The organism is Streptomyces sp. BR123, assembly GCF_013401435.1.
Taxonomy (GTDB): Bacteria; Actinomycetota; Actinomycetes; order Streptomycetales; family Streptomycetaceae; genus Streptomyces.
Genome location: NZ_JACBGN010000109.1, coordinates 1 through 22,258 on the forward strand (window position 1 = coordinate 1; position 22,258 = coordinate 22,258).

Sequence of the window (22,258 nt, forward strand, 5' to 3'; positions counted from 1 at the left end):
GTGGGAAGAGTAAGATGTGTATAGGTAACCGGCCCTCCGCCACTCGGAGGTGGTACGTCGCGCGGTCGATGACCTCCAGGCCGACGATCTCCCACGGCGGGAGCTGCGCCGAGGAGCGGTGCTCGCCCCAGAGGCGGAGCGCGACCGCCGCCGCGTCGTGGAGGTCGCGCGCCTCCTCCCAGTACCGGATCTCGGCGTGGTCGTCGGCGTATCTGCTGGTCAGCAGGAAGGGATGGTCGTGGGCCAGCTGCTCCAGCCCGCGCCGCACCTCCGACAGCGGCGCCGGCTTGCCGGAGACGCTCAGGGTGACGTGCCAGAGGCGGGAGGGCTCAGCATGCTCGTCCCCGCCGCCGTTGATGCTGGTCAGCGCTCGTCTCACCAGCCGCCTCCTGTCTGCACCGCTTCTTGCCGCCGGCGTGTCCGCCCTTCACAGTTGACCAGTCCCGGGCCCGCCGCGCGGCGGTTTTGCCGAACCTCAGCCCTGGAGCAGGACCAGATCGTCCCGGTGGACGACCTCGCGTTCGTACTCGGGTCCGAGCTCGCGGGCCAGCTCGCGGGTGGAGCGGCCGAGGAGCTGCGGAAGTTCCCTCGCGTCGAAGTTGACCAGGCCCCGGGCCACGGGGCGGCCGTCGGGCGCTCGCAGTTCGACCGGGTCCCCGGCCACGAATTCGCCTTCGACGGCGGCGATCCCGGCGGGCAGCAGGGAGCTGCCGCGTTCGGTGACCGCGGCGACGGCGCCTTCGTCGAGGACGAGGTGTCCCTGCGGGGTCGAGGCGTGCTGGAGCCACAGCAGCCGGTCCGCGGAGCGGCGGCCGGTGGCGTGGAAGTGGGTGCCGGTGGCCCGCCCGGCGAGGGCGTCGGCGGCCTGGCTGGCCGAGGTGAGGACGACCGGGATGCCGGCGGCGGCGGCGATCCGGGCGGCTTCGACCTTGGTGACCATGCCGCCGGTGCCGACGCCGGCCTTGCCGGCGCTGCCGATCGAGACGTGCGCGATGTCGGCCGGTCCGCGCACCTCGTCGACGCGGGTGGTTCCGGGGAGCGACGGGTCGCCGTCGTACAGGCCGTCCACGTCGGACAGGAGGACGAGCAGGTCCGCCCGGACGAGGTGGGCGACGAGCGCCGCGAGCCGGTCGTTGTCGCCGAAGCGGATCTCGTCCGTGGCAACGGTGTCGTTCTCGTTGACGACGGGCAGGGCGCCCATGGCCAGCAGCTGGTCGAGGGTCCGGTAGGCGTTGCGGTAGTGGGCGCGCCGGCTGGTGTCGTCGGTGGTCAGCAGGACCTGGCCGACGCGGACGCCGTACCGGGCGAAGGAGGCGGTGTAGCGGGCGACGAGGAGGCCCTGCCCGACGCTGGCGGCGGCCTGCTGGCGGGCGAGGTCGGTGGGGCGGCGGCGCAGGCCGAGCGGGGAGAGTCCGGCGGCGATGGCACCGCTGGAGACGAGGACGATCTCCTTCTCGCCGCCGCTGCGGGCCTTGGCCAGTACGTCGACCAGGGCGTCCACCCGGTCGGCGTCGAGCCCGCCGGCCGCGGTGGTCAGGGACGAGGAGCCGACCTTGACCACGATCCTGCGGGCGTCCACGACACCTTGCCTAGCCGCTGACACGTCTTGTCCCCTTGCCCCTTGCCGTGCTGGTACGCGTTGTGCGTCTGCCACCTCAATCTACGGGGTGGGCTCGGACGGCCGCGCACGGGTTTCAGACCTTGGACGACCGCGGCTTGCCGGAGGCGGTGTGCTCGGGCGCGGGGGCGTTCTCGGTCTTCTTCCGGCCGCCGGGGACGAGGATCTTGCGGGAGAGCAGGAAGGTGAAGGGGATGGCGACGACGGCGGCGACGAGCGGCGCGATCCGGGTGTCCATGCCGGCCCAGGTCACGAGCGCGTAGAGGCCGGCGGACTGGATGACGTAGTTGGTGACGTTCGTCAGCGGGAAGAGGAGGAACTTCCTCCAGGTCGGCCGGGTCCGGTAGGTGAAGTAGGTGTTCATGAAGAACGAGCCGACCATCGCCAGCAGGAAGGCGAGGGTGTAGGCGAGGAAGTACGGCATCCACGGGTGCAGCAGCAGGTAGATGCCGAAGAAGGTGCCGGTGTTGACGGCCCCGACGAGGCCGAAGCGGAAGATCTGGCCGAGCTGCTCTCTCATGGGTTCAGCGGGCCTCGTTCTTCGCCGGGACGGTTTCCCGGACCGCGGCCGGACGGGCCTGCGGGTCGGCGCCGTGCGCCTCCTTCACGAGGAAGTGCGGGCGGCGCTTGGTCTCGTAGTAGATGCGTCCGATGTACTCGCCGATCAGCCCCAGCATGATCATCTGGACCCCGCCGATACCGACGATGATCGCCACGAGGGTGACGTAGCCGGGGACGTCCACCCCCTTGGTCATGGCCATGACCGCGATCCACACCGCGTACAGGGCGGTCAGTGCGACCAACGACACACCCGCCCAGATGCCGACGCGCAACGGGCGGTTGTTGAAGGAGATCAGCCCGTCCATGGCGTAGTTCAGCAGCGAGCCGAACTTCCACTTGGTCTCGCCGGCCTCGCGCTGGGCGTTGCGGTAGTCGAAGTGGACGGTGTCGAAGCCGATCCAGGAGAAGAGGCCCTTGGAGAAGCGGTTGTACTCCGGCAGCGACAGCAGCGCGTCCACCGCGGGCCGCGACAGCATCCGGAAATCGCCCACGCCGTCGGTGAGCTCGACGTCGACCCAGCGGTTCACGCCGCGGTAGTAGAGGCGGCTGAGCGCGGAGCGGACCTTCTTGTCGCCCTCGCGGGTGCGGCGGGCGATGATCTGGTCGTGGCCCTGCCGGTAGTAGTCGAGCATGGTCGCGATCAGCTCCGGCGGGTGCTGGAGGTCCGCGTCCATGATCACGACTGCGTCGCCGGTGGCCTCGCGCAGGCCGGCGAGCATGCCGGCCTCCTTGCCGAAGTTGCGGCTGAAGGAGACGTAACGGGTGCGGTCCCCGTGTTCGGCGGCGATCCTGCGGAGCTTTTCGAGGGTGCCGTCGCGGCTGCCGTCGTCGACGTAGCAGACTTCGTACGTGACGGGCAGGGAGTCCAGGACCCTGCGGATCTCCGCATCGAAACTGTCGATCACGGCTTCTTCGTTGTAGCAGGGGACAACTACGGACAGCTTCGTCATGAACACTTCCTGCGGAGTCCGAACGGGTGATTGTCGGCGACCGGACCCGCCACTCACCTCTTCCTCAGAAGTATGCACGCCGGGCTCGGCAGGCCGGATCCGAGCGCGGCACACGGTAGCTTTGACGGGTTAAGCGGAATGGAACGAAGGGATCGAGGTGCACGTGCCTGACGTCTCCGTGGTCGTCATCGTCTACAACGACGCAGAGCGCCTGCCGACAGCCGTGCGGTCGGTTCTGGACCAGACCCTGCACGGGGTCGAAGTCGTGATCGTGGACGACTGCAGCCAGGACCGGTCGTTCGCGGTCGCCCAGGAGCTCGAAGCAGCGCACCCCGGTCGGGTGCGGGCCTTCCGGCTGCCCGAGAACAGCGGCGGCTGCGGCGCCCCCCGCAACCACGGCATCCGGCAGGCGACCGGCACGTACGTGATGTTCCTGGACAGCGACGACGTACTGGAACGAAACGCCTGTCGGAACATGCTGGACGCCGCCGAGCGGACCGGCTCCGACCTGGTCTCCGGCATGTGCGTGCGCGTGCACCTCGACAACCGCTGGGGCAAGACCACCGAGTGGTACCCCTGGATCTACTCGCGCACCCGCACCCTGGAGTCGATCACCGAGGATCCCGACCTCCTGGTGTACGACACCCTCTCCACGAACAAGTGCTACCGGCGCGCGTTCCTGCTGGAGCAGGGCCTGGAGTTCCCGGTCGGAATCCACTACGAGGACCTGCTCTTCTCCGCCCAGGCGTACGTCGCCGCCCGCCGCATCACGCTGATCCCCAACCACGTCTACTACTGGAACGTGGTCGAGAAGGCCGCGACCAAGTCGATCAGCAACCGCCGCCACGAGATCGCGAACTTCGTCCACCGGATGGAGATCCACCGCCGCGTCGACGAGCTGCTGGCCGCCAAGGGCTACACCGAGATCAAGACGGCCAAGGACGCCAAGTTCCTCAAGCACGACCTGGTGCTCCACCTGCGCGACCTGCCGCTGCTCGGCGACACGTACCGCCAGGAGTTCGCCCGCCTCGCCAACGGGTACCTCGCCGGCATCGACCCGGCCGCCTACGACAACGTCACGCACCTCCAGGCGATCTGCGCCTACCTCCTGGGCAAGGAGGACTGGGACAACCTGCTCCCGGCCGCCGACGCCATGACCAACAAGGGCCGCCTGACCTCGCCGCTCGCCGAGCGCGACGGGCGGATCTACTGGTGTGGCGAACATCTCGACGACGCCGAGGCCCGCCGGATACTGGACGTCACCGAGCAGGGCTTCCACACCACCCCGCTCTCCTCCCTCGTCCTCGGCAACCGCCTGACCTCGTACGAGGACGACGGCCGCGGCAGCGTCACCCTCGCCGGGTCGGTCGTGAACCCCCTCGGCCGGATCGCACCGGAAGCAGAAGTCAAGGCCAGCCTGGAGTTCCGGGCCCGCCGCCAGGTCGGCGTGCGGTCCTTCAGCTTCCCGGTGGAATCCGTCCGGCACGCCGGTGACACGATCGAGTGGCGGGCCACCGCCGACATCGGCAGCACCGTGCGCCCCCTCGGCATCATCGACGCCGTTTGGGACGTCCGGCTCAAGCTGACGGCCGGCAGCGACCGCCTCACCACCCGCGTCTCCGTCGGCGGCGTCGACCTGGAGTCGGCGGCCCGGCTGCGCGTGCGCCCGCGGCTGACCAGGCTGGTCTCCGACCGCTTCGAGCCCGAGGTGACCAAGAAGGGCAACCTGTCCTACGTCCTGATCGCCGAGGGCCCCGCCGCCGTCCGCACCCAGGCCCTGATCAGCGGCGCCATGCACGGCAGAGCCGCCGGCATGGTCAAGAAGACCCTGCGCCGGGCCCTGCGCGCCCGCCGGAACCTCGGCTCGGGCGAGCAGAAGGTGAAGGTCTACCACGAGGTCTTCTCGAAGCTGCCCGTCAAGAAGGGCACGGTCGTCTTCGAGAGCCACATGGGCAAGCAGTACAGCGACAGCCCGAAGGCGATCTACGAGGAGATGGTCCGCCAGGGCGTCGCCTTCGAGGCGATCTGGTCGTACGCGGGCGCCAAGCCCACCGGCTTCCCCAAGGAGGCCACCCTGGTCAAGCGCTGGAGCTGGCCCTACCTGCGGGCCCTGGCCCAGGCCGAGTTCTGGATCGACAACCAGGGCTTCCCGCTGGCGCTGACCAAGCGCCCGGGAACGACGTACATCCAGACCTGGCACGGCTCCGCCCTCAAGCGGATGGGCTTCCACGAGCCCCGCACGAAGGCCCAGGGCCGCGCCGGCCAGGACCGCTTCCAGGCGGCCGTCAACCGCTTCGACCACTTCCTGGTCCGCTCCGAGCACGACGTGCGCACCCTGGCCAAGGGCTTCCGGCTGCGCGACGAGGTGCTCCTGCGCGCCGGCTACCCGCGCAACGACGCCCTCGTCGAGGCCCACCGCGCCGAGACCCAGAGCGGGGAGCGGGTCCGCGGACCGCTCGCCGCCGAACTGGGCATCGACCCCGCGAAGAAGGTCCTGCTGTACGCGCCCACCTTCCGGGCGAATGCGGACGGCGCCGTGGAGGGCTTCGAGTTCCCCTTCGACGTGGAGGAGTTCGCCGACCGGCTCGGCGACCGCTTCACCCTGCTCGTGCGCACCCACTACCTCAACAGCGTCTCCCTGCCGCCGTCCGTCGAGGGCCGGGTCATCGACGTCTCCCGACACCACGACATCACCCCGCTGCTCGCGCTCGCCGACGGGCTGATCACCGACTACTCGTCCGTGATGTTCGACTACGCGGTCCTCGACCGGCCGATGCTGTTCTTCGCGTACGACTACGACAGCTACGCCGGCGACATCCGCGGCACGTACTTCGACCTGAAGGAGAAGGCTCCGGGCCCTGTCGTGGCAACGGCCGGCGAACTCTTCCAGGCCATCGCCGCCTTCGACGAGGCGGACGCCAAGTACGCGCAGGCGCGCCAGCGCTTCCTCACCGAGTTCGGCGAGTACGACCGCGGGGACGCCGCCCGCCAGATCGTCGAGAAGTTCTTCACCAGGAGCGGCAAGTGAGCCAGCAGACCGCCGAGGCAGCCGAGACCGCAGCGACCGCCGGGACCGCCGGGACCGCAGCGGCCGCCGAAACGGCCGGCGGCCGTGACGTCTTCATCGTCTCCAACAGCGTCGACGAACTCGGCGGCGTCACGACCTGGTCGCACCAGATGGCCCGGCTCTTCACCGACCGCGGGCACCGCGTGCACCTCGTCGGCATCGTCCCGGTCGCCGAGGAGATCCGGCAGAAGCTGCCCCAGGACCTGCCGTACTCGATGACCACCCTGTACGACACCCACCCGCCCAGGGCACGCCGCCTGCGCGGCATCAAGGGCCGCCTCAACGCGCCCGAGCGGCGCCGCCAGGCCGCCCGGCGGGCCCTGCTGCACGCCAAGGCGCAGGAACTCAGCGCCCTGCTGCGCACGGCCCGCCCCGGCGGCGTCGTGATCGTCACCCAGGTCTGGGCGATGGAATGGGTGGCGCTCGCCGACACCGCGGGGCTCACCGTCATCGGCATGAGCCACGAGTCGTACGAGGCCAGCCAGAAGTCCACCCGCGGCGACCGGGTCCGCCGGCACTACCGCGGGGTCGACCGGCTGCTGGTGCTGACCCCGGAGGACGCGGACCTGTGGATCCGCTCCGGCATGGAGAACGTCTCCAGCATGCCGAACCCGCTTCCGTTCATGCCGGAATCCCCCGCCCCGCGCACCGCGAAGGTCGTCGCGAGCGTCGGCCGCCTCGCCTTCGAGAAGGGCGTGGACCTGCTCCTCGACGCCTGGGCCGAGGCCGCCCCGCAGCACCCCGACTGGGTCCTCAGGATCTACGGCGCCGGCGTGGAGGAGCCCACCCTGCGGGCCCACTGCACCTCACTCGGGATCGACGACTCGGTGGAGTGGATGGGCAGCACGGACGACGTGCTGGGCGCCCTGCGCGGGGCATCGGTCTTCGCCCAGGCCTCCCGCGCCGAGGGCTTCCCCATCACCCTGTTGGAGGCGATGGCCGCGGGCGTGCCCGTCGCCGCCTTCGACTGCGCGCCGGGCGTGCGCGAGATCGTCTCGGACGGCGAGGACGGGCTGCTCGCCCGCCTGGGCAACACGATGGAGCTGGCCGGGCACCTGCGCGTGCTGATGGCGGACCGGGAGCTGCGGGACCGGCTCGGCGACCGGGCGTTCCGGTCCGTGCAGCGGTTCTCCGGCACCGAGATCACCGACCGGTGGGAGGAGCTGTTCGCGTTCCTGGAGCGCTGAGCAGCCCCGGCCGAACACCGGACGCTGCGGATGAAGCCGCCCGCCCCCTTCGCTACAGGGGGCGGGCGGCTTCATCCGTACGGCAGGCCGGCAAGCAGGCCGGAAAGCTGCGGGGCTAGCGCGCCACGTGGGGCACGGCGCCCTTGCGGTTGGCCTCCCAGCCCGCCCACGCCGAGGTGATCATCTCGCGGACGTCGTGCTTGGCCTTCCAGCCCAGCTCCGCGTGGATCCGGTCGGCCGAGGCCACGACCTTCGCCGGGTCGCCGGGACGGCGCGGCACGACCACCGGCTCGAAGTCGTGTCCGGTGCCCTCGTTCAGCAGCCGGGCCATCTCCCGCACGGAGACGCCCTCACCGCGGCCGATGTTGACCGTGAGGTCCCGGTAGTCCTCCGCGGCCGCCCACTCGCCGAGCTTGCGGGCCGCGGCCACATGGGCCTCGGCCAGGTCCTCGACGTGGATGTAGTCGCGGATGCAGGTACCGTCCGGGGTCGGGTAGTCGTCGCCGAAGATCCGGGCGCCCTCACCCTCGTCGAACCGCTGGAAGACCATCGGGACCAGGTTGAAGACGCCGGTGTCCGCCAGCTCGGGGCGGGCGGCGCCCGCCACGTTGAAGTAGCGCAGGCAGGCCGTGGAGATGCCGTGCGCCTTGCCGGCCGCGCGGACCAGCCACTCGCCGGCCAGCTTGGTCTCGCCGTACGGGCTCAGGGGCGCGCACGGGGTCTCCTCGGTGACGAGGTCCACGTCGGGCATGCCGTACACGGAGGCGGAGGAGGAGAAGAGGAAGTTCCGGACGCCGGCCTCGGCCACCGCGCCCAGCAGGACCTGCAGGCCCTCCACGTTCTCGTGGTAGTAGTACAGCGGCTTCTCGACGGACTCGCCGACCTGCTTCTTGCCCGCCAGGTGCACCACACCCGTGATCTTGTGCTCACGGATGGTCTTGTCGAGGACCAGCCGGTCCAGGACCGAGCCGATCACCAGCGGGACGCCCTCGGGGACACGGTCCTCGTTGCCCGTGGACAGGTCGTCGAGGACGACGACCCGCTCTCCCGCGAGCTGCATGGCGCGAACGACGTGCGAGCCGATGTATCCGGCGCCACCGGTGATCAGAAAGGTCATGCGTTTCTCCCGAGTCCGTTCTTGTCGAGCTGGGCGGCGGTCCGGAGGCCGCCTGCCGTCCTCACCCCGCCGCGCGGCCTGCCCGGACCCGGTGGAGACGGCTGCGTACGAGGCTCATCGCGCCCGCAGCACCCGGCGCAAGCCGCAGGGCCAGGGAGCCCCCGGCCGTGCGGAACGGCTGCGCCAGCAGAACACCGTACCTGCTGCTGAGCAGCGCCCTGCGGCGGAGCAGACCGTCGAGGGGGCGCGGGGAGGTGAGCAGGGAGCTCCCGTCGGCACAGTCCACGCCCACCTGCACGCTCCAGGCCTGCATGCCGCGCCGGCCCCGGCGGCGCCCGGCGGCGGCAACGGCCGTCAGGTGGAACGGCACCTCGCAGGTCCAGCCGTCGCCGTCCGCGGCGGGCCGCAGCTCCACCGGCCGGTCGAGCACCGGCTCGCCGCCCGAACGCGGCACGAAGCTCAGCCGGGCGGTGCGCGGACCGGCCTGGGCGAGGCGGCCGTACAGGTCGTGCACCCGCAGCCGCAGGCCGCTGCCGGCGGGGCCGGCGTCGATGGTGACGGGCAGGTCGGCTGCCGGCAGCCCGTCCAACCCGTCGAGGGGGACGGGCACCTCCTCGCTCCACACGGGCCCGCCGTCGGGGCCGGTCGCGTACGGGGGCAGCAGCCGCGGCGGCTCGGCGGCGAACCGGGTGAGCCGGGCGGTGTCGGCGGGCGGCTCGGGAGTCGCCCGCAGCACGCGCACGATCCAGCGGGCATGGGCCCCGGCGGCCTCGACGGCGGCCTCGTCGAAGGTGTCCAGGTAGTCGCGGGTCAGGGTCCACCAGGCGGCCTGGTACCCCGGGTCGGTGCCGAGTTCGCGCAGGTACATGCGCAGGTCGTACTCCAGGAACTTCACCTGGCAGGCGCGGCCCAGCTCCGGGGAGGAGGCAGCGAGGATCCGGTGCGCGGTGCGGTGGGCCTCGATCCGGGAGCGCCAGTTGGAGACGTCCTTGCGGTCCAGGGAGATCGACACCTGGGCGGCGCTGCGGCGCACGTGCCACACGTAGACGAGGTCGCCGACGACCGCGATGCGGGGGGCGGCGGCCAGGACGCGCGAGGTGAAGACGAAGTCCTCGTAGACGAACCGACCATCGGGGAAGCGGATCGCGTGCTTCTCCAGGAAGGACCGGTCGTACAGCTTGTTGACGCAGAGGGTGTCGCGGACCAGCTCGGGCCGGTCGGCCGGCCGGTCGATGACGTCGCCCGGGGTGTACAGCCCGGGCACCCAGGGGGTGTCGTGGTACTGCGGCAGCTCACGGCGTACGCAGGCGCCGACGGTCACGGGCGCGCGGTGCTCCTCGGCGGCCCGCAGGAGGGCTTCGGCGGCCCCGGCGGGCAGCACGTCGTCGCTGTCGAGGAACAGGACGTACGGGGAGGTCGCGACCGCGATGCCGTCGTTGCGGGGGGTGCCGCAGCCGCCGCTGTTCTCCGTGCGGTGCACGACCTTGAGGCGGGGGTGGACGGCGGCCAGCTCGTCGAGCACACGGTCGGTGCCGTCGGAGGAGGCGTCGTCGACGGCGATGACCTCGGCAACGACCGGGCCCTGGGCGAGTGCCGAGGCGACGGCCTCGCCCACGAGCTCGGCGTCGTTGTACGCGATCACGACGACGGAGACGCTGGGAGGAATGGTGCTGCTCACCCGTGGGATCCTAGGCGACCAGGGTAAACATCAGCCCAATAGCGGCGCCTCCGCCGACGGAACGGCGGAAATGCAGGTCAGAAGGGACGGAATTCGTCGTACTCCTGCTGCGCGGAGTCCTTGTGGCGGGCGTCCTTCTCCTTGCGGCGCTGCGCGGCCGGACGCGGAGCCTCCATGCGGTGGTCCTCGCCGCGTCGGCCGAGCATCTCGGCGCCGGCCATCATCGACGGCTCCCAGTCGAAGACGACCGCGTCCTCCTCGGAGCCGATCGCGACGCCGTCGCCTGCGCGCGCGCCGACCTTCAGCAGCTGGTCCTCGACGCCCAGGCGGTTGAGGCGGTCGGCCAGGTAGCCCACGGCCTCGTCGTTGTTGAAGTCGGTCTGGCGGACCCAGCGCTCCGGCTTCTCGCCGCGCACCCGGTAGACGCCCTCGGCCTCGTCGAAGGTGACGGTGAAGCCGGTCTCATCGACGGCCTTCGGGCGGATGACGATACGGGTCGCCTCCTGCTTCGGCCTGCGGGCGCGCGCCTTGGCGACGACCTCCGCGAGGAAGTAGGACAGCTCCTTCAGACCGGTGCGGGCGACCGCGGACACCTCGAAGACCTTGTAGCCGCGCGCCTCCAGGTCGGGGCGGATCATGTCGGCGAGGTCCTGGCCGTCCGGGATGTCGACCTTGTTGAGGACGACGAGACGTGGCCGGGACTCCAGGCCGCCGCCGTACTGCTCGAGCTCCTCCTCGATGACGTCGAGGTCGGAGACGGGGTCGCGGTCGGACTCCAGGGTGGCGGTGTCCAGGACGTGCACGAGGACCGAGCAGCGCTCGACGTGCCGCAGGAACTCCAGGCCGAGGCCCTTCCCCTGGCTGGCGCCCGGGATCAGGCCCGGGACGTCGGCGATCGTGTACACGGTCGAGCCGGCGGTGACCACGCCCAGGTTCGGGACGAGCGTCGTGAAGGGGTAGTCCGCGATCTTCGGCTTGGCGGCGGAGAGCACCGAGATCAGCGAGGACTTGCCGGCGCTGGGGAAACCGACGAGGGCCACGTCGGCGACCGTCTTCAGCTCCAGCACGATGTCGCCGGCGGCGCCGGGGACGCCGAGGAGCGCGAATCCGGGGGCCTTGCGGCGGGCGGAGGCGAGCGCCGCGTTGCCGAGGCCGCCGCGGCCGCCCTCGGCGGCGACGTAGGTGGTGCCCTGACCGACGAGGTCGGCGAGGACGTTGCCCTGCTTGTCGAGGACGACGGTGCCGTCCGGGACCGGCAGGACGAGGTCCTGGCCGTCCTTGCCGGAGCGGTTGCCGCCCTCGCCGGGCTTGCCGTTGGTGGCCTTGCGGTGCGGGCTGTGGTGGTAGTCCAGCAGGGTGGTGACCGACTGGTCGACGACCAGGATCACGTCGCCGCCGCGGCCGCCGTTGCCGCCGTCGGGACCGCCGAGCGGCTTGAACTTCTCCCGGTGCACGGAGGCGCAGCCGTGGCCCCCGTTACCCGCGGCGACGTGCAGCTCGACGCGGTCCACGAAGGTGGTCATGGGTGTTCCTCCAGATACAGACGGGATGTCCCGGACAGGCCTTGCTGTCCCATTAAACGTGTCTACGTGCAAACGCGCCGAGGGCGGACCTCTCTTCCCGGCCTGCGCCGGGAAGAGCTGAGATCCGCCCTCGGGACGTTACGAACGCTTGATCAGCAGAAGCTGGATCAGGCGGCCGGAACGATGTTCACGACCTTGCGGCCACGGTGCGTGCCGAACTGCACGGCACCCGCCTGCAGCGCGAACAGCGTGTCGTCGCCGCCACGGCCGACACCGGCACCCGGGTGGAAGTGGGTGCCGCGCTGGCGGACGAGGATCTCACCGGCGGAAACGACCTGACCGCCGAAGCGCTTCACGCCGAGCCGCTGGGCATTGGAATCGCGACCGTTCCGGGTGGACGATGCGCCCTTCTTGTGTGCCATTGCTCAGTCCCTCTTTACTTCGCGGCCGACGGGATGGACGTGACCTTGATCGCCGTGTACTGCTGACGGTGACCCTGGCGACGGCGGTAGCCGGTCTTGTTCTTGTAGCGCAGGATGTCGATCTTGGCGCCCTTGGTGTGGTCCACGACCTCGGCCTGGACCTTGATGCCCGCCAGGACCCACGGGTCGCTGGTCACGGCGTCGCCGTCGACCACGAGCAGGGTCGAGAGCTCGACCGTGTCGCCAGCCTTGGCAGTGGAAATCTTGTCAACCTCAACGATGTCGCCGACAGCAACCTTGTGCTGGCGGCCACCGCTGCGCACGATGGCGTACACGCGGATCTCTCTCTCGCTCGCAATGGAAGCCCCTGAAGCCAGCCGGTCCCCGCAGAACGCGATACGGCCTCCCCCGTGCCGCTCGCGGCCCGGGAGGTGAGGTGCTCAGTGGCTGGCGCGCACGTAGACACGCCGACGGTCAAGGTTACGGGGCCGGGTTTACGAGGTCAAACCGGCCTGTGCGGGCGCCCCGGGCCGGTTGTCCGGCACCGCCGGAAGCCCGTGCGGACGGCCCACCGTCCACGGCCCGCCGCCAAGCCCTCGACGAGGTACCGGCAGCCCGGAGCAATCGTTTTCCCTCGGCGGGCGGTTTCGCCGTGTGCGGGTACGGGACTGCCCCGGCCCCCGCTGTGGGGGCCGGGGCAGTCCCGGTGGTGACGCGGATCAGGCGTCGGCATCGGCGGCGGGCTCCGCCGCGGCGGCCTTCTTGGTCGCCTTCTTCGCCGTCGTCTTCTTCGCAGCCGTCTTCTTGGCGGCGGTCTTCTTGGCCGTCGTCGTCTTCTTCGCGGCGGCCTTCTTCGCCGGGGCCTTCTTGGCCGCCGTCTTGCGGACCGTCTTCTTGGCCGGGGCGGCCTCCTCGGACGGGGCCTCCGCCTCGGCCTCGGACGCCGCTGCCGGCTCGGCAGCGGGCTCGGGCTCGGCCGGGGCCGCCTCGACCACCAGGACCGCCGCCTCCGCGCCCACCGGGGATCCGGCCGGAGCAGTGGCCTTGCGGGTGGCGCGGCGCCGCGGACGGGCCGGAGCGGCCTCCGCCGCCGGGGCCTCGACAACCGGGGCCTCCGCCTCGGGGGCCTCCGCCTCGACGACCTCCGCCACGGGGGCCTCGGCCGGCACGGCCTCGGCGACCGGGGCGACCGGCTCGGGCTGCGGCTCCGGCTCGGCCACGACGGCCGGCTCCGGCTCCACCACCGGGGCGGTCGCCTTGCGGGTGGCGCGGCGGCGCGTACGGCCCTTCGGCGCAGCCTCCTCCGCCACCGGGGCGGGTGCGGCCTCGACCGTCTCCGCCGCGGCCACGGCCTCGGCGACAACCTCGGCAGCCGGCTCCAGCACCGTCTCGGCGGGCTCGGTGACCGGCTCGGCCTCCACCTCGACCACCGGCGCCGGGGCCGGGGCCTCGACCGGGGCGGCCTGCTCCACGGGCGCGGACGCTGCACGCGGGGCGCCCGCCGCAGCGGTCGCCTTGCGGGTGGCGCGGCGGCGGTTGCGACGGCCGCTGATACCGCCTGCGGCGGCCTCCGCCTCGGCCACGCTGCTGTAGAGCTCCTCGTCCGGGGCGAACGCCGGCTCGGGCAGCGCCACCGGCGCGGCGATCTCGGCGGCCACCTCGGCCTCGGTCTCCACCTCGGCACCCGCCTCGGGCGCCTCGGTCACGGCGGCCTCGACGGCCTCGACCTCGTGCTCGTGGCCGCGACCGCCGCGGCGCTTGGCCCGCTTGCCGCCGTTGCCGGCCGTGGTGGCGGTGTCCATGTGCACGACCACACCGCGCCCGTTGCAGTGGACGCAGGTCTCGGAGAAGGACTCCAGCAGGCCCTGGCCGACCCGCTTGCGGGTCATCTGGACCAGGCCCAGCGAGGTCACCTCGGCGACCTGGTGCTTCGTACGGTCGCGGCCCAGGCACTCCAGCATCCGCCGCAGGACCAGGTCGCGGTTCGACTCCAGGACCATGTCGATGAAGTCGACGACGACGATGCCGCCCAGGTCGCGCAGCCGCAGCTGGCGCACGATCTCCTCGGCCGCCTCCAGGTTGTTCCTGGTGACGGTCTCCTCGAGGTTGCCGCCCTGGCCCGTGAACTTGCCGGTGTTGACGTCGATGACGACCATCGCCTCGGTCTTGTCGATCACGAGGGAGCCGCCGGAGGGCAGCCACACCTTGCGGTCGAGCGCCTTGGCGAGCTGCTCGTCGATCCGGTACGTCGCGAAGACGTCGACCTCGGAGGTCCAGCGCTGCAGCCGCTCGGCCAGGTCCGGGGCGACGTGCGAGACGTAGCCGTGGATGGTCTCCCAGGCGCTGTCACCGCTGACGATGACCTTCGAGAAGTCCTCGTTGAAGATGTCGCGGACGACACGGACGGTCATGTCCGGCTCGCCGTACAGCAGGCTCGGCGAAGAGGTCGTGATCTGCTTGGACTTCTTCTGGATGTCCTCCCACTGCGCCTGCAGACGCTCGACGTCGCGGCGCAGCTCCTCCTCGCTCGCGCCCTCGGCTGCGGTGCGCACGATGACGCCCGCGTCCTCGGGGACGATCTTCTTGAGGATGCTCTTCAGGCGCGCGCGCTCGGTGTCGGGCAGCTTGCGGCTGATGCCGGTCATCGAGCCCTCGGGCACGTAGACCAGGTAGCGGCCGGGCAGTGAGACCTGCGAGGTCAGGCGGGCGCCCTTGTGGCCGATCGGGTCCTTGGTGACCTGGACGAGCACGGACTGGCCGGACTTCAGGGCGGACTCGATGCGGCGCGGCCCGTTGGCCAGGCCGAGCGCCTCGAAGTTGACCTCGCCGGCGTAGAGGACCGCGTTGCGGCCCTTGCCGATGTCGATGAAGGCGGCCTCCATGGACGGCAGCACGTTCTGGACCTTGCCCAGGTAGACGTTGCCGACGTACGAGGTGGCCTCTTCCTTGTTGACGTAGTGCTCGACGAGCACGTTGTCCTCGAGGACGCCGATCTGGGTGCGCTCACCGGACTGGCGGACGACCATCACGCGCTCGACGGCCTCACGGCGGGCCAGGAACTCGGCCTCGGTGATGATCGGCACGCGGCGGCGGCCCTGCTCGCGGCCCTCGCGGCGACGCTGCTTCTTCGCCTCCAGGCGGGTCGAGCCCTTGATGGACTGCACTTCGTCGGAGGTCTCGGCCTTCTCGCGGGCCGGGCGGGGCTCGCGGACCTTGACGACGGTGCGCACGCCGTCCTCGTCGGTGGCCTCGGCCTCGACTCCCGCGTCACCGGTGCGGCGGCGGCGACGACGGCGACGGCGGCTGGATCCGGCACCGAGGGCGCCGGCCTCGTCGCCCTCCGTCTCGTCCTCCTCCTCTTCCTCGTCCGTCTCGGCCTCGGCCTCTTCCTCGGCGGTCTCGTCGAGGTCGGCGGCCTCACCGCGGCGGCGACGACGGCCACCACGGCGGCGGCGGCGCGAGGGGCGCTCGTCGGACTCGTCGGCCTCTTCCTCGTCGTACTCGGCGGCCTCGGCGGCCTCGGCGGCAGGCTCCTCCTCCGCGGGCTCCGCGGACGGCGCCTGCGGCGCGGCCTCATCGAGGTCGGCGGCCTCACCGCGGCGGCGGCGACGACGGCGGCCGGACGGCCGGTCGGCAGGGGCCTGGACGGCCTCGGCCTCGGCGGCGAGCTCCTGCTCCTCCGCTTCCTCGGCCTCTTCCTCGGCCAGGGCCTCGGCGCGGGCGGCCGCGGCTGCGAGAGCGGCGGTCTCCGGGGTCTGGAACATCGGCTCGGCGAAGACCGGGGCCTGGAAGACAGGCACGGCGGGACGCATGCCGCGGCGGCCGCGGCCCGGGGCGGCGGGCTCCGCGGCCCCGGCCTCCGGCTCGGCGGGGGCGGCCGGAGCGGCAGCGGCAGCCGGAGCGGCGGCGCGGGTGACCCGGCGGCGGCCGCGCTTGGGGGCGTCGACGGCGTCGCCGACGGTGAAGGTGGCGGCCTTGGGCGCCTCCTCCTGGGCCACGGCCTCGACGGCCGCCGGGGCCTCGGCAGCGGCAGCCACCGGGGCGGCAGCGGCACGGGTGGCACGACGACGGGCACGCGGCGCCGGCGCGGCAGCCTCCTCCACGGCCGGAGCGGCAGCGGCAACGGGAGCGTCGGCGACCGGAGCAGCCTCGACGGCCTCGGCCTCGGCGACCGGAGCGGCAGCGGCACGGGTGGCACGACGACGGGCACGCGGCGCGGGCGCGGCGGGCTCCTCGACAACCGGAGCCTCGACCGGAACCTTGACCGGAACCTCGACCGGAGCAGCCTCGACGGCCGCCGGGGCCTCGGCAGCGGCAGCCACCGGAGCAGCAGTGGCACGGGTGGCACGACGACGGGCACGCGGCGCGGGCGCGGCAGCCTCCTCCACGGCCGGAGCGGCCTCCGCAACGGGAGCCTCGGCGACCGGAGCAGCCTCGACGGCCTCGGCCTCGGCGACCGGAGCGGCAGCGGCACGGGTGGCACGACGACGCGTACGCGGCGCCGGCGCGGCAGCCTCCTCCACGGCCGGAGCGGCCTCCGCAACGGGAGCCTCGGCGGCCGGAGCGGTCGTGGCGCGCGTGGCGCGGCGGCGGGTGCGCGGCGCCGGCGCAGCGGGCTCCTCGGCGGCCGGGGCGGGCTCCGCAGCCGGAGCCGCCTCGACGGCCGAGGTGGCGGCTTCGGCCGGAACCTCGGCGGCGGGCGTGGAGACGGTGCGCGTCACGCGGCGGCGCGGGCGGGCCGGGGCGGTGCTCGGCGCTGCTTCCTCGGCGGGAGCGGCGGGCGGAGCGGCCTCGGCGGGAACCTCGGCGGTGGCCCCGGCGACGGTGGCGCCGGGCGGACCGGCCGGACGCGACGCGGCACGGCGACGCCTGCGCGGAGGCAGGTTGTCGCTGGGGCTGCCGTTGTCGGTGGCGCCGGCGGTGTTGTTGTTTTCGTTGTCGAGCATGCGGGCGGTTCTCCCGTCACGCTCCCGGGCGCCGCGGCTGACATCCGGTCCGGCACGGCTCCGCACGATCAGCGCGGAGCCGGCCTCCGGGGCGCGTTCGCCACACGGGAGCTGTAGTCCATGGCCGCCGGTTCCGTACGCCTTGTCCGTACGGCCTGGCGGAAGTCTTCAGGTGGGTGCGCTGCCGGACCCAGGTGGCTCCCGAGTGCCAGGGCGGCGCAGCGACGGCGTTCCCTACGCGGCGGGACCTTCCGGCGCCTTCGCGTCGGCGGTCACGGCGGCCGTGGGTGAAGCGGCCGTGTCAGCCTCGCGGTCGGGCGCGAGCGGGTCGGTCACCGTGCCGGACTCCTCGTCGAAGAGCCCCTGCGCCAGCCTGGTCACCGCTGCGGGGACCGGCGGCGCCAGGTCGGCCACAGCTCGGAGACCGGACAGGACGTCGTCGGGTCGTACGGCAGGTGTCAGATGCCGAACAACCAGCCGCAGTATCGCACAGGCATTGTCCACCGGCCTATCAGCGGGGACCGGAAGGACGTCGAGGGTCGCAACGGCCCCTCGGGTGTCGAAGGTGCGCATGCCGTTCTTGGTGCGGCGCTGCACCTCGACCGTGTCGGCGGCGAGGTAGGTCTCGACCGCGCGGGCGGCCTCGGCCGTGTCCACGCCGTCCAGCCGCAGCTCCCACACGGAGGCGGTGAGCCGGTCCGCGAGTCCGGAGGTGCGGGCCTCCACGGCGTCGATGATGTCCAGGCCGACCGGCATCGACTCGTCGAGCAGCTCACGGAGCTTTTCCGGGTCGCGGGGCTCGGTGAGCGCGATCTCCAGGTACTCGGCCTCGCTGCCGGTGCCGGTCGGGGCGGCGTTCGCGTACGAGACGCGGGGGTGCGGTGTGAAGCCGGCCGAGTACGCCATGGGCACCTCGGCGCGGCGCAGGGCGCGCTCGAACGCGCGCTGGAAGTCCCGGTGGCTGGTGAACCGGAGGCGGCCGCGCTTGGTGTAGCGCAGTCGGATGCGCTGTGCCACCGGTGCGGGGGGCGGGCCTTCGGGCTGTCGCTTGCCCAGTGGTTCTTCTCCTTGTGCGGGGCGGCGCGGCTCGCGCGCCGCCCTGAGGTCCGGTGAGCCTGCGGGCGGTTCCGTGCCCTCCGGCTCACCCCTGCCGGGTGTGCAGGGAGCGCTCGGGGGCGGGAGAGGCCCAGGCTTCGTACTACCCAGAGTACGCGCCCGTGACCTCGCCGGTTCCCGGGGCCGGTCACCCCAGGAGGGCCCGCCGCACCTCGGCGCGGACCTGCCGTACGGTCGCGCGGACCGTGCGCCCGGCGTCCCGCAGGACGTGCCCGACGGGGGTGAGGACGTGCCGGTACACCTGCGTGCAGGGCCACACGATCAGGGCCCGCCACAGCAGGGCGATCCCCCGCCCCACTGCCTTCACGATCCGCCCGGCCACGTGCCAGGCCCAGACCAACAGCCGCCCGACCGGCGCGAGCACGTACGCGTACACCCCGCGCGCCAGCCATGCGAACGCGGCACCGACGGGCACGAACACCCACCGCCACAACGCCGCCCCGGCCCATACGGTGCCCCGCCCCACCGGCACGAACGCCCACCGCCAGACCCCCAGCACGGTCCAGGCCACGGCCTGCCCCACCGGGACGACCAGCCACCGGTACGCGGCCCGGGCCAGCCACACGACGCCCAGCCCGAGCGGCACGAGCCCGTACCGGTACGCGCCGGTGGCCAGCCGGGCCACGGCGGTCCCGACCGGCCTGAGCAGCCACCCGTAAGCGGCGGCGGCCAGCCAGGCCGCGCCCAGCCCCACGGGCCGCAGCAGCCACTGGTAGACCGCCGCGGCCAGCCACGCCAGCCCGCGCCCGACCGGTACGAGCAGGTACGCGTACGCGCCCCGCGCCAGCCACACCGCCCCCTGCCAGGCCGGTCGGAGCACGTACCGCCACAATCCCATCCAGGGCCAGACGAACACCAGCTTGAACAGGACGGTCAGCACCCACCCGATTCCGCGGAACAGCGGTTCGAGGACGTGGGTCCACAGCGGCCCGAGGACGTGCCGGTGCACGGCCCGCCCGAACGCGGCGAGCAGGTCCCACACCGCACGTACGGGGAGCACGATCAGCACCGCGACCACCTTGGCGGGGATCCGCAGCACCCCCACGAGGCAGCCGTCACCCTCGCCGGAGGGCCGTTTGTCGAGTTCCATGCAGCTAAGGACACGCGAAAGCCCTCCGCCGTTGCACGGCGGAGGGCTTCGGCTACGGGCTGCTCCGGCTACTTGACGACCGTCAGCGGCAGCAGCTTCTTGCCCGTGGGGCCGATTTGGATGGCCGTGTCCATCTGCGGGCAGACGCCGCAGTCGAAGCACGGCGTCCAGCGGCAGTCGTCGACCTCGGTCTCGTCGAGGGCGTCCTGCCAGTCCTCCCAGAGCCAGTCCTTGTCCAGGCCGGAGTCGAGGTGGTCCCAGGGCAGGACCTCCTCGTACGTGCGCTCGCGGGTCGTGTACCAGTCGACGTCCACGCCGTACGGGGCGAGGGCCTTGTCGGCGGACTGCATCCAGCGGTCGTAGCTGAAGTGCTCGCGCCAGCCGTCGAAGCGGCCGCCGTCCTCGTACACGGCGCGGATGACGTCGCCGATGCGGCGGTCGCCGCGGGAGAGGAGGCCCTCGACGATGCCCGGCTTGCCGTCGTGGTAGCGGAAGCCGATGGAGCGGCCGTACTTCTTGTCGCCGCGGATCTTGTCGCGGAGCTTGGCCAGGCGGGCGTCGGTCTCCTCGGCCGAGAGCTGCGGCGCCCACTGGAACGGGGTGTGCGGCTTGGGTACGAAGCCGCCGATGGACACCGTGCAGCGGATGTCGTTCTGGCCGGAGACCTCGCGGCCCTTGGCGATGACGTTGACGGCCATGTCGCCGATCTGGAGCACGTCCTCGTCGGTCTCGGTCGGCAGGCCGCACATGAAGTACAGCTTCACCTGGCGCCAGCCGTTGCCGTAGGCGGTGGCGACGGTGCGGATCAGGTCCTCTTCCGAGACCATCTTGTTGATGACCTTGCGCATGCGCTCGGAGCCGCCCTCGGGGGCGAAGGTCAGGCCGGAGCGGCGCCCGTTGCGGGTGAGCTCGTTGGCCAGGTCCACGTTGAACGCGTCGACGCGGGTCGACGGGAGGGACAGGCCCACCTTGTCGTCCGTGTAGCGGTCCGCGAGGCCCTTGGCGATGTCGGCGATCTCCGTGTGGTCCGCGGAGGAGAGGGAGAGCAGGCCGACCTCTTCGAAGCCGGTGGCCTTCAGGCCGCGGTCGACCATCTCGCCGATGCCGGTGATGCTTCGCTCCCGCACGGGGCGCGTGATCATGCCGGCCTGGCAGAAACGGCAGCCGCGGGTGCAGCCGCGGAAGATCTCGACGGACATGCGCTCGTGGACGGTCTCGGCGAGCGGGACGAGCGGCTGCTTGGGGTACGGCCACTCGTCGAGGTCCATCACGGTGTGCTTGGAGACCCGCCACGGCACGCCCGACCGGTTCGGCACGACGCGGCCGATGCGGCCGTCCGGCAGGTACTCGACGTCGTAGAAGCCCGGCACGTAGACGCCGCCGGTCTTGGCGAGGCGCAGCAGCAGCTCCTCGCGGCCGCCGGGGCGGCCCTCGGCCTTCCAGGCGCGGATGATCTCGGTGATGTCGAGGACGGCCTGCTCGCCGTCGCCGATGACGGCGCAGTCGATGAACTCCGCGATCGGCTCGGGGTTGAAGGCCGCGTGGCCGCCGGCGAGGACGATCGGGTGGTCGACGGTGCGGTTGCGGGCCTCCAGCGGGATGCCCGCGAGGTCCAGCGCCGTGAGCATGTTGGTGTAGCCCAGCTCCGTGGAGAAGGACAGGCCGAACACGTCGAAGGCACCGACCGGGCGGTGGCTGTCGACGGTGAACTGCGGCACCTTGTGCTCGCGCATGAGCTCTTCGAGGTCGGGCCACACGCTGTAGGTGCGCTCGGCCAGGACGCCCTCGCGCTCGTTGAGTACCTCGTAGAGGATCATGACGCCCTGGTTGGGCAGCCCCACCTCGTACGCGTCCGGGTACATGAGCGCCCAGCGGACGTCACAGGAGTCCCACGGCTTGACGGTGGAGTTGAGCTCACCGCCGACGTACTGGATGGGCTTCTGCACATGCGGGAGCAGAGCTTCGAGCTGTGGGAAGACCGACTCGGACATCACGCGACTTTCGTGAAGCGGGCAGGGGGGCGACTCTCAAGCGTAACCCGAGGCGTCGTCGGTGCCGGACGTCGCGATCTTGGTCTAGGGGGCGAGGGCCTGGCGCAGGGCGGGGTCGGAAGCCTTGTCCCAGATTTCCGGAAGCTCTCGTTCGCGTGAAGCGGCGAGGGCCTCCTCACGGGCGTAGAGCACGCCCCAGCTGAAGGCGGACTCGCCCGCGGCTGCCGCCTGCTCGGCGAGGCCGCGCAGCGCCTCGCGGGCGACGACGCTGTCCTGGTGGTCGCCGAGCAGGGTCTGGACGGACTTCATGGCCTTGGCCTGGCGGTCGGCGGGCTTGCCGAGTGCGGGTTCGGCCGCGTCGGCGGCGTACCGGGCGCGCTTGGCGGCCTTGCGGGCGTCGTGGAGGGCGTGGTCGCGTTCCTCGCCGGGATCCAGGGAGAGGGCGTGCTCGATCCGGCCGGCGAGCCGCTCGTAGTCGCGGAGCACCGCCTTGGACAGGGGCTTCCCGGCGGGCTTGGCGGCGGCCGGCAGCAGCGGGGGGGCGGCGAGCACGGCGTCGAGGGCGTCGAGCAGGGCCAGGTGGCGCGGGGAGTCGAGGTAGGTGAGGGCGCGGCGGCGGGAGGCTGCGCGGCGGCTGTTGTTCCAGGTGCGCAGACGTCCGCGGACGGGGCCGTGGCGCAGGGTGCGCGGGAGGGCTTCGACGCCGGCCCGGAACCGTTCGTGCAGGACTTCCTGGTCGCGGTCGACGCCGAGCTCCTGGCCGAGGTGGCGCAGCTCCTCGCCGATGGGGTCGGTGACCTCGCGGTCGAGGACCTTGCGGTAGGTCTTGAAGGCGCTGCGCATCCGGCGGGAGGCGACGCGCATCTGGTGGACGGAGTCGGGGAGGTTGCGGCGTACGGCGGGGTCCTGGGCGACGATCGCGTCGCGCTGTTCGCGCAGGTACGCGAGGACGTACGCGCCCGCGGTGCCCTCGGCGGGGCCGGGTTCGGGGC

The 22,258-nt window shown here is 72.2% G+C and carries 15 protein-coding genes and 1 pseudogene; 2 read left to right on the forward strand and 14 right to left on the reverse strand.

Annotation, left to right across the window (positions count from 1 at the left end; all coding sequences use genetic code 11):
* The 4 genes and pseudogenes from HYE82_RS18375 to HYE82_RS18390 all read right to left on the reverse strand — a co-directional run.
* Positions 1-379: pseudogene (locus HYE82_RS18375) on the reverse strand (hypothetical protein); the annotation flags it as partial.
* A gap of 96 nt (positions 380-475) precedes the next feature.
* Positions 476-1,603: a glutamate 5-kinase gene (gene proB, locus HYE82_RS18380; protein WP_179175181.1), complete on the reverse strand. Its 1,128-nt coding sequence runs from the start codon at positions 1,601-1,603 to the stop codon at positions 476-478.
* 91 nt (positions 1,604-1,694) lie between these two features.
* Entirely contained in the window at positions 1,695-2,138 is a 444-nt protein-coding gene (locus HYE82_RS18385; RefSeq protein ID WP_179175182.1) for a GtrA family protein, read from the reverse strand.
* Positions 2,139-2,142: 4 nt separating this feature from the next.
* Entirely contained in the window at positions 2,143-3,129 is a 987-nt protein-coding gene (locus HYE82_RS18390) for a glycosyltransferase family 2 protein (protein ID WP_179175183.1), read from the reverse strand.
* Positions 3,130-3,286: 157 nt separating this feature from the next.
* Here HYE82_RS18390 and HYE82_RS18395 point away from each other — a divergent pair, with 157 nt between their 5' ends.
* Both HYE82_RS18395 and HYE82_RS18400 read left to right on the forward strand, forming a co-directional pair.
* Entirely contained in the window at positions 3,287-6,157 is a 2,871-nt protein-coding gene (locus HYE82_RS18395; protein WP_179175184.1) for a CDP-glycerol glycerophosphotransferase family protein, read from the forward strand.
* Positions 6,158-6,252: 95 nt separating this feature from the next.
* Entirely contained in the window at positions 6,253-7,383 is a 1,131-nt protein-coding gene (locus HYE82_RS18400) for a glycosyltransferase (RefSeq protein ID WP_309144366.1), read from the forward strand.
* A 115-nt stretch (positions 7,384-7,498) separates the two neighbouring features.
* Here the strand turns inward: HYE82_RS18400 and galE are convergent, their stop codons facing one another.
* From galE to HYE82_RS18450, 10 genes are all read right to left on the reverse strand, one after another.
* Entirely contained in the window at positions 7,499-8,500 is a 1,002-nt protein-coding gene (gene galE, locus HYE82_RS18405) for a UDP-glucose 4-epimerase GalE (protein WP_179175186.1), read from the reverse strand.
* Positions 8,501-8,561: 61 nt separating this feature from the next.
* On the reverse strand, positions 8,562-10,178 hold the full coding sequence (locus tag HYE82_RS18410) for a glycosyltransferase family 2 protein (RefSeq protein ID WP_179175187.1): 1,617 nt from the start codon (positions 10,176-10,178) through the stop codon (positions 8,562-8,564).
* 77 nt (positions 10,179-10,255) lie between these two features.
* Positions 10,256-11,701, reverse strand: a complete 1,446-nt coding sequence (gene obgE, locus HYE82_RS18415; RefSeq protein WP_179175188.1) for a GTPase ObgE — start codon at positions 11,699-11,701, stop codon at positions 10,256-10,258.
* Positions 11,702-11,868: 167 nt separating this feature from the next.
* A complete protein-coding gene (gene rpmA, locus HYE82_RS18420) occupies positions 11,869-12,123 on the reverse strand; it encodes a 50S ribosomal protein L27 (protein ID WP_008738950.1) in 255 nt (84 codons plus the stop codon).
* A gap of 14 nt (positions 12,124-12,137) precedes the next feature.
* Positions 12,138-12,458 carry a 50S ribosomal protein L21 gene (gene rplU, locus HYE82_RS18425; protein ID WP_114057537.1) on the reverse strand — a complete coding sequence of 107 codons (321 nt, stop codon included), beginning with the start codon at positions 12,456-12,458 and terminating at the stop codon, positions 12,138-12,140.
* Positions 12,459-12,842: 384 nt separating this feature from the next.
* The gene (locus HYE82_RS18430) at positions 12,843-17,069 is read right to left on the reverse strand and encodes an Rne/Rng family ribonuclease (RefSeq protein ID WP_179175189.1); all 4,227 of its coding nucleotides are present in this window, start codon (positions 17,067-17,069) and stop codon (positions 12,843-12,845) included.
* A 234-nt stretch (positions 17,070-17,303) separates the two neighbouring features.
* Positions 17,304-18,086, reverse strand: coding sequence for a TIGR03936 family radical SAM-associated protein (locus HYE82_RS18435; RefSeq protein WP_309144365.1), 783 nt, complete (start codon positions 18,084-18,086; stop codon positions 17,304-17,306).
* A gap of 226 nt (positions 18,087-18,312) precedes the next feature.
* Positions 18,313-19,275: a hypothetical protein gene (locus HYE82_RS18440; RefSeq protein ID WP_179175190.1), complete on the reverse strand. Its 963-nt coding sequence runs from the start codon at positions 19,273-19,275 to the stop codon at positions 18,313-18,315.
* Between the two features lie 68 nt (positions 19,276-19,343).
* Positions 19,344-21,269 carry a TIGR03960 family B12-binding radical SAM protein gene (locus tag HYE82_RS18445; protein WP_179175191.1) on the reverse strand — a complete coding sequence of 642 codons (1,926 nt, stop codon included), beginning with the start codon at positions 21,267-21,269 and terminating at the stop codon, positions 19,344-19,346.
* Between the two features lie 81 nt (positions 21,270-21,350).
* A partial coding sequence (locus HYE82_RS18450) for a CHAD domain-containing protein (RefSeq protein WP_179175192.1) occupies positions 21,351-22,258 on the reverse strand: 908 nt, incomplete at its 5' end.

What these genes read in the sequence shown, in the direction of transcription:
- obgE (WP_179175188.1), bottom strand. Translation starts at nt 11,701, where the DNA reads ATGACCACCTTCGTGGACCGCGTCGAGCTGCACGTCGCCGCGGGTAAC.
- HYE82_RS18390 (WP_179175183.1), bottom strand. Translation starts at nt 3,129, where the DNA reads ATGACGAAGCTGTCCGTAGTTGTCCCCTGCTACAACGAAGAAGCCGTG.
- galE (WP_179175186.1), bottom strand. Translation starts at nt 8,500, where the DNA reads ATGACCTTTCTGATCACCGGTGGCGCCGGATACATCGGCTCGCACGTC.
- HYE82_RS18385 (WP_179175182.1), bottom strand. Translation starts at nt 2,138, where the DNA reads ATGAGAGAGCAGCTCGGCCAGATCTTCCGCTTCGGCCTCGTCGGGGCC.
- rpmA (WP_008738950.1), bottom strand. Translation starts at nt 12,123, where the DNA reads ATGGCACACAAGAAGGGCGCATCGTCCACCCGGAACGGTCGCGATTCC.
- HYE82_RS18430 (WP_179175189.1), bottom strand. Translation starts at nt 17,069, where the DNA reads ATGCTCGACAACGAAAACAACAACACCGCCGGCGCCACCGACAACGGC.
- HYE82_RS18440 (WP_179175190.1), bottom strand. Translation starts at nt 19,275, where the DNA reads ATGGAACTCGACAAACGGCCCTCCGGCGAGGGTGACGGCTGCCTCGTG.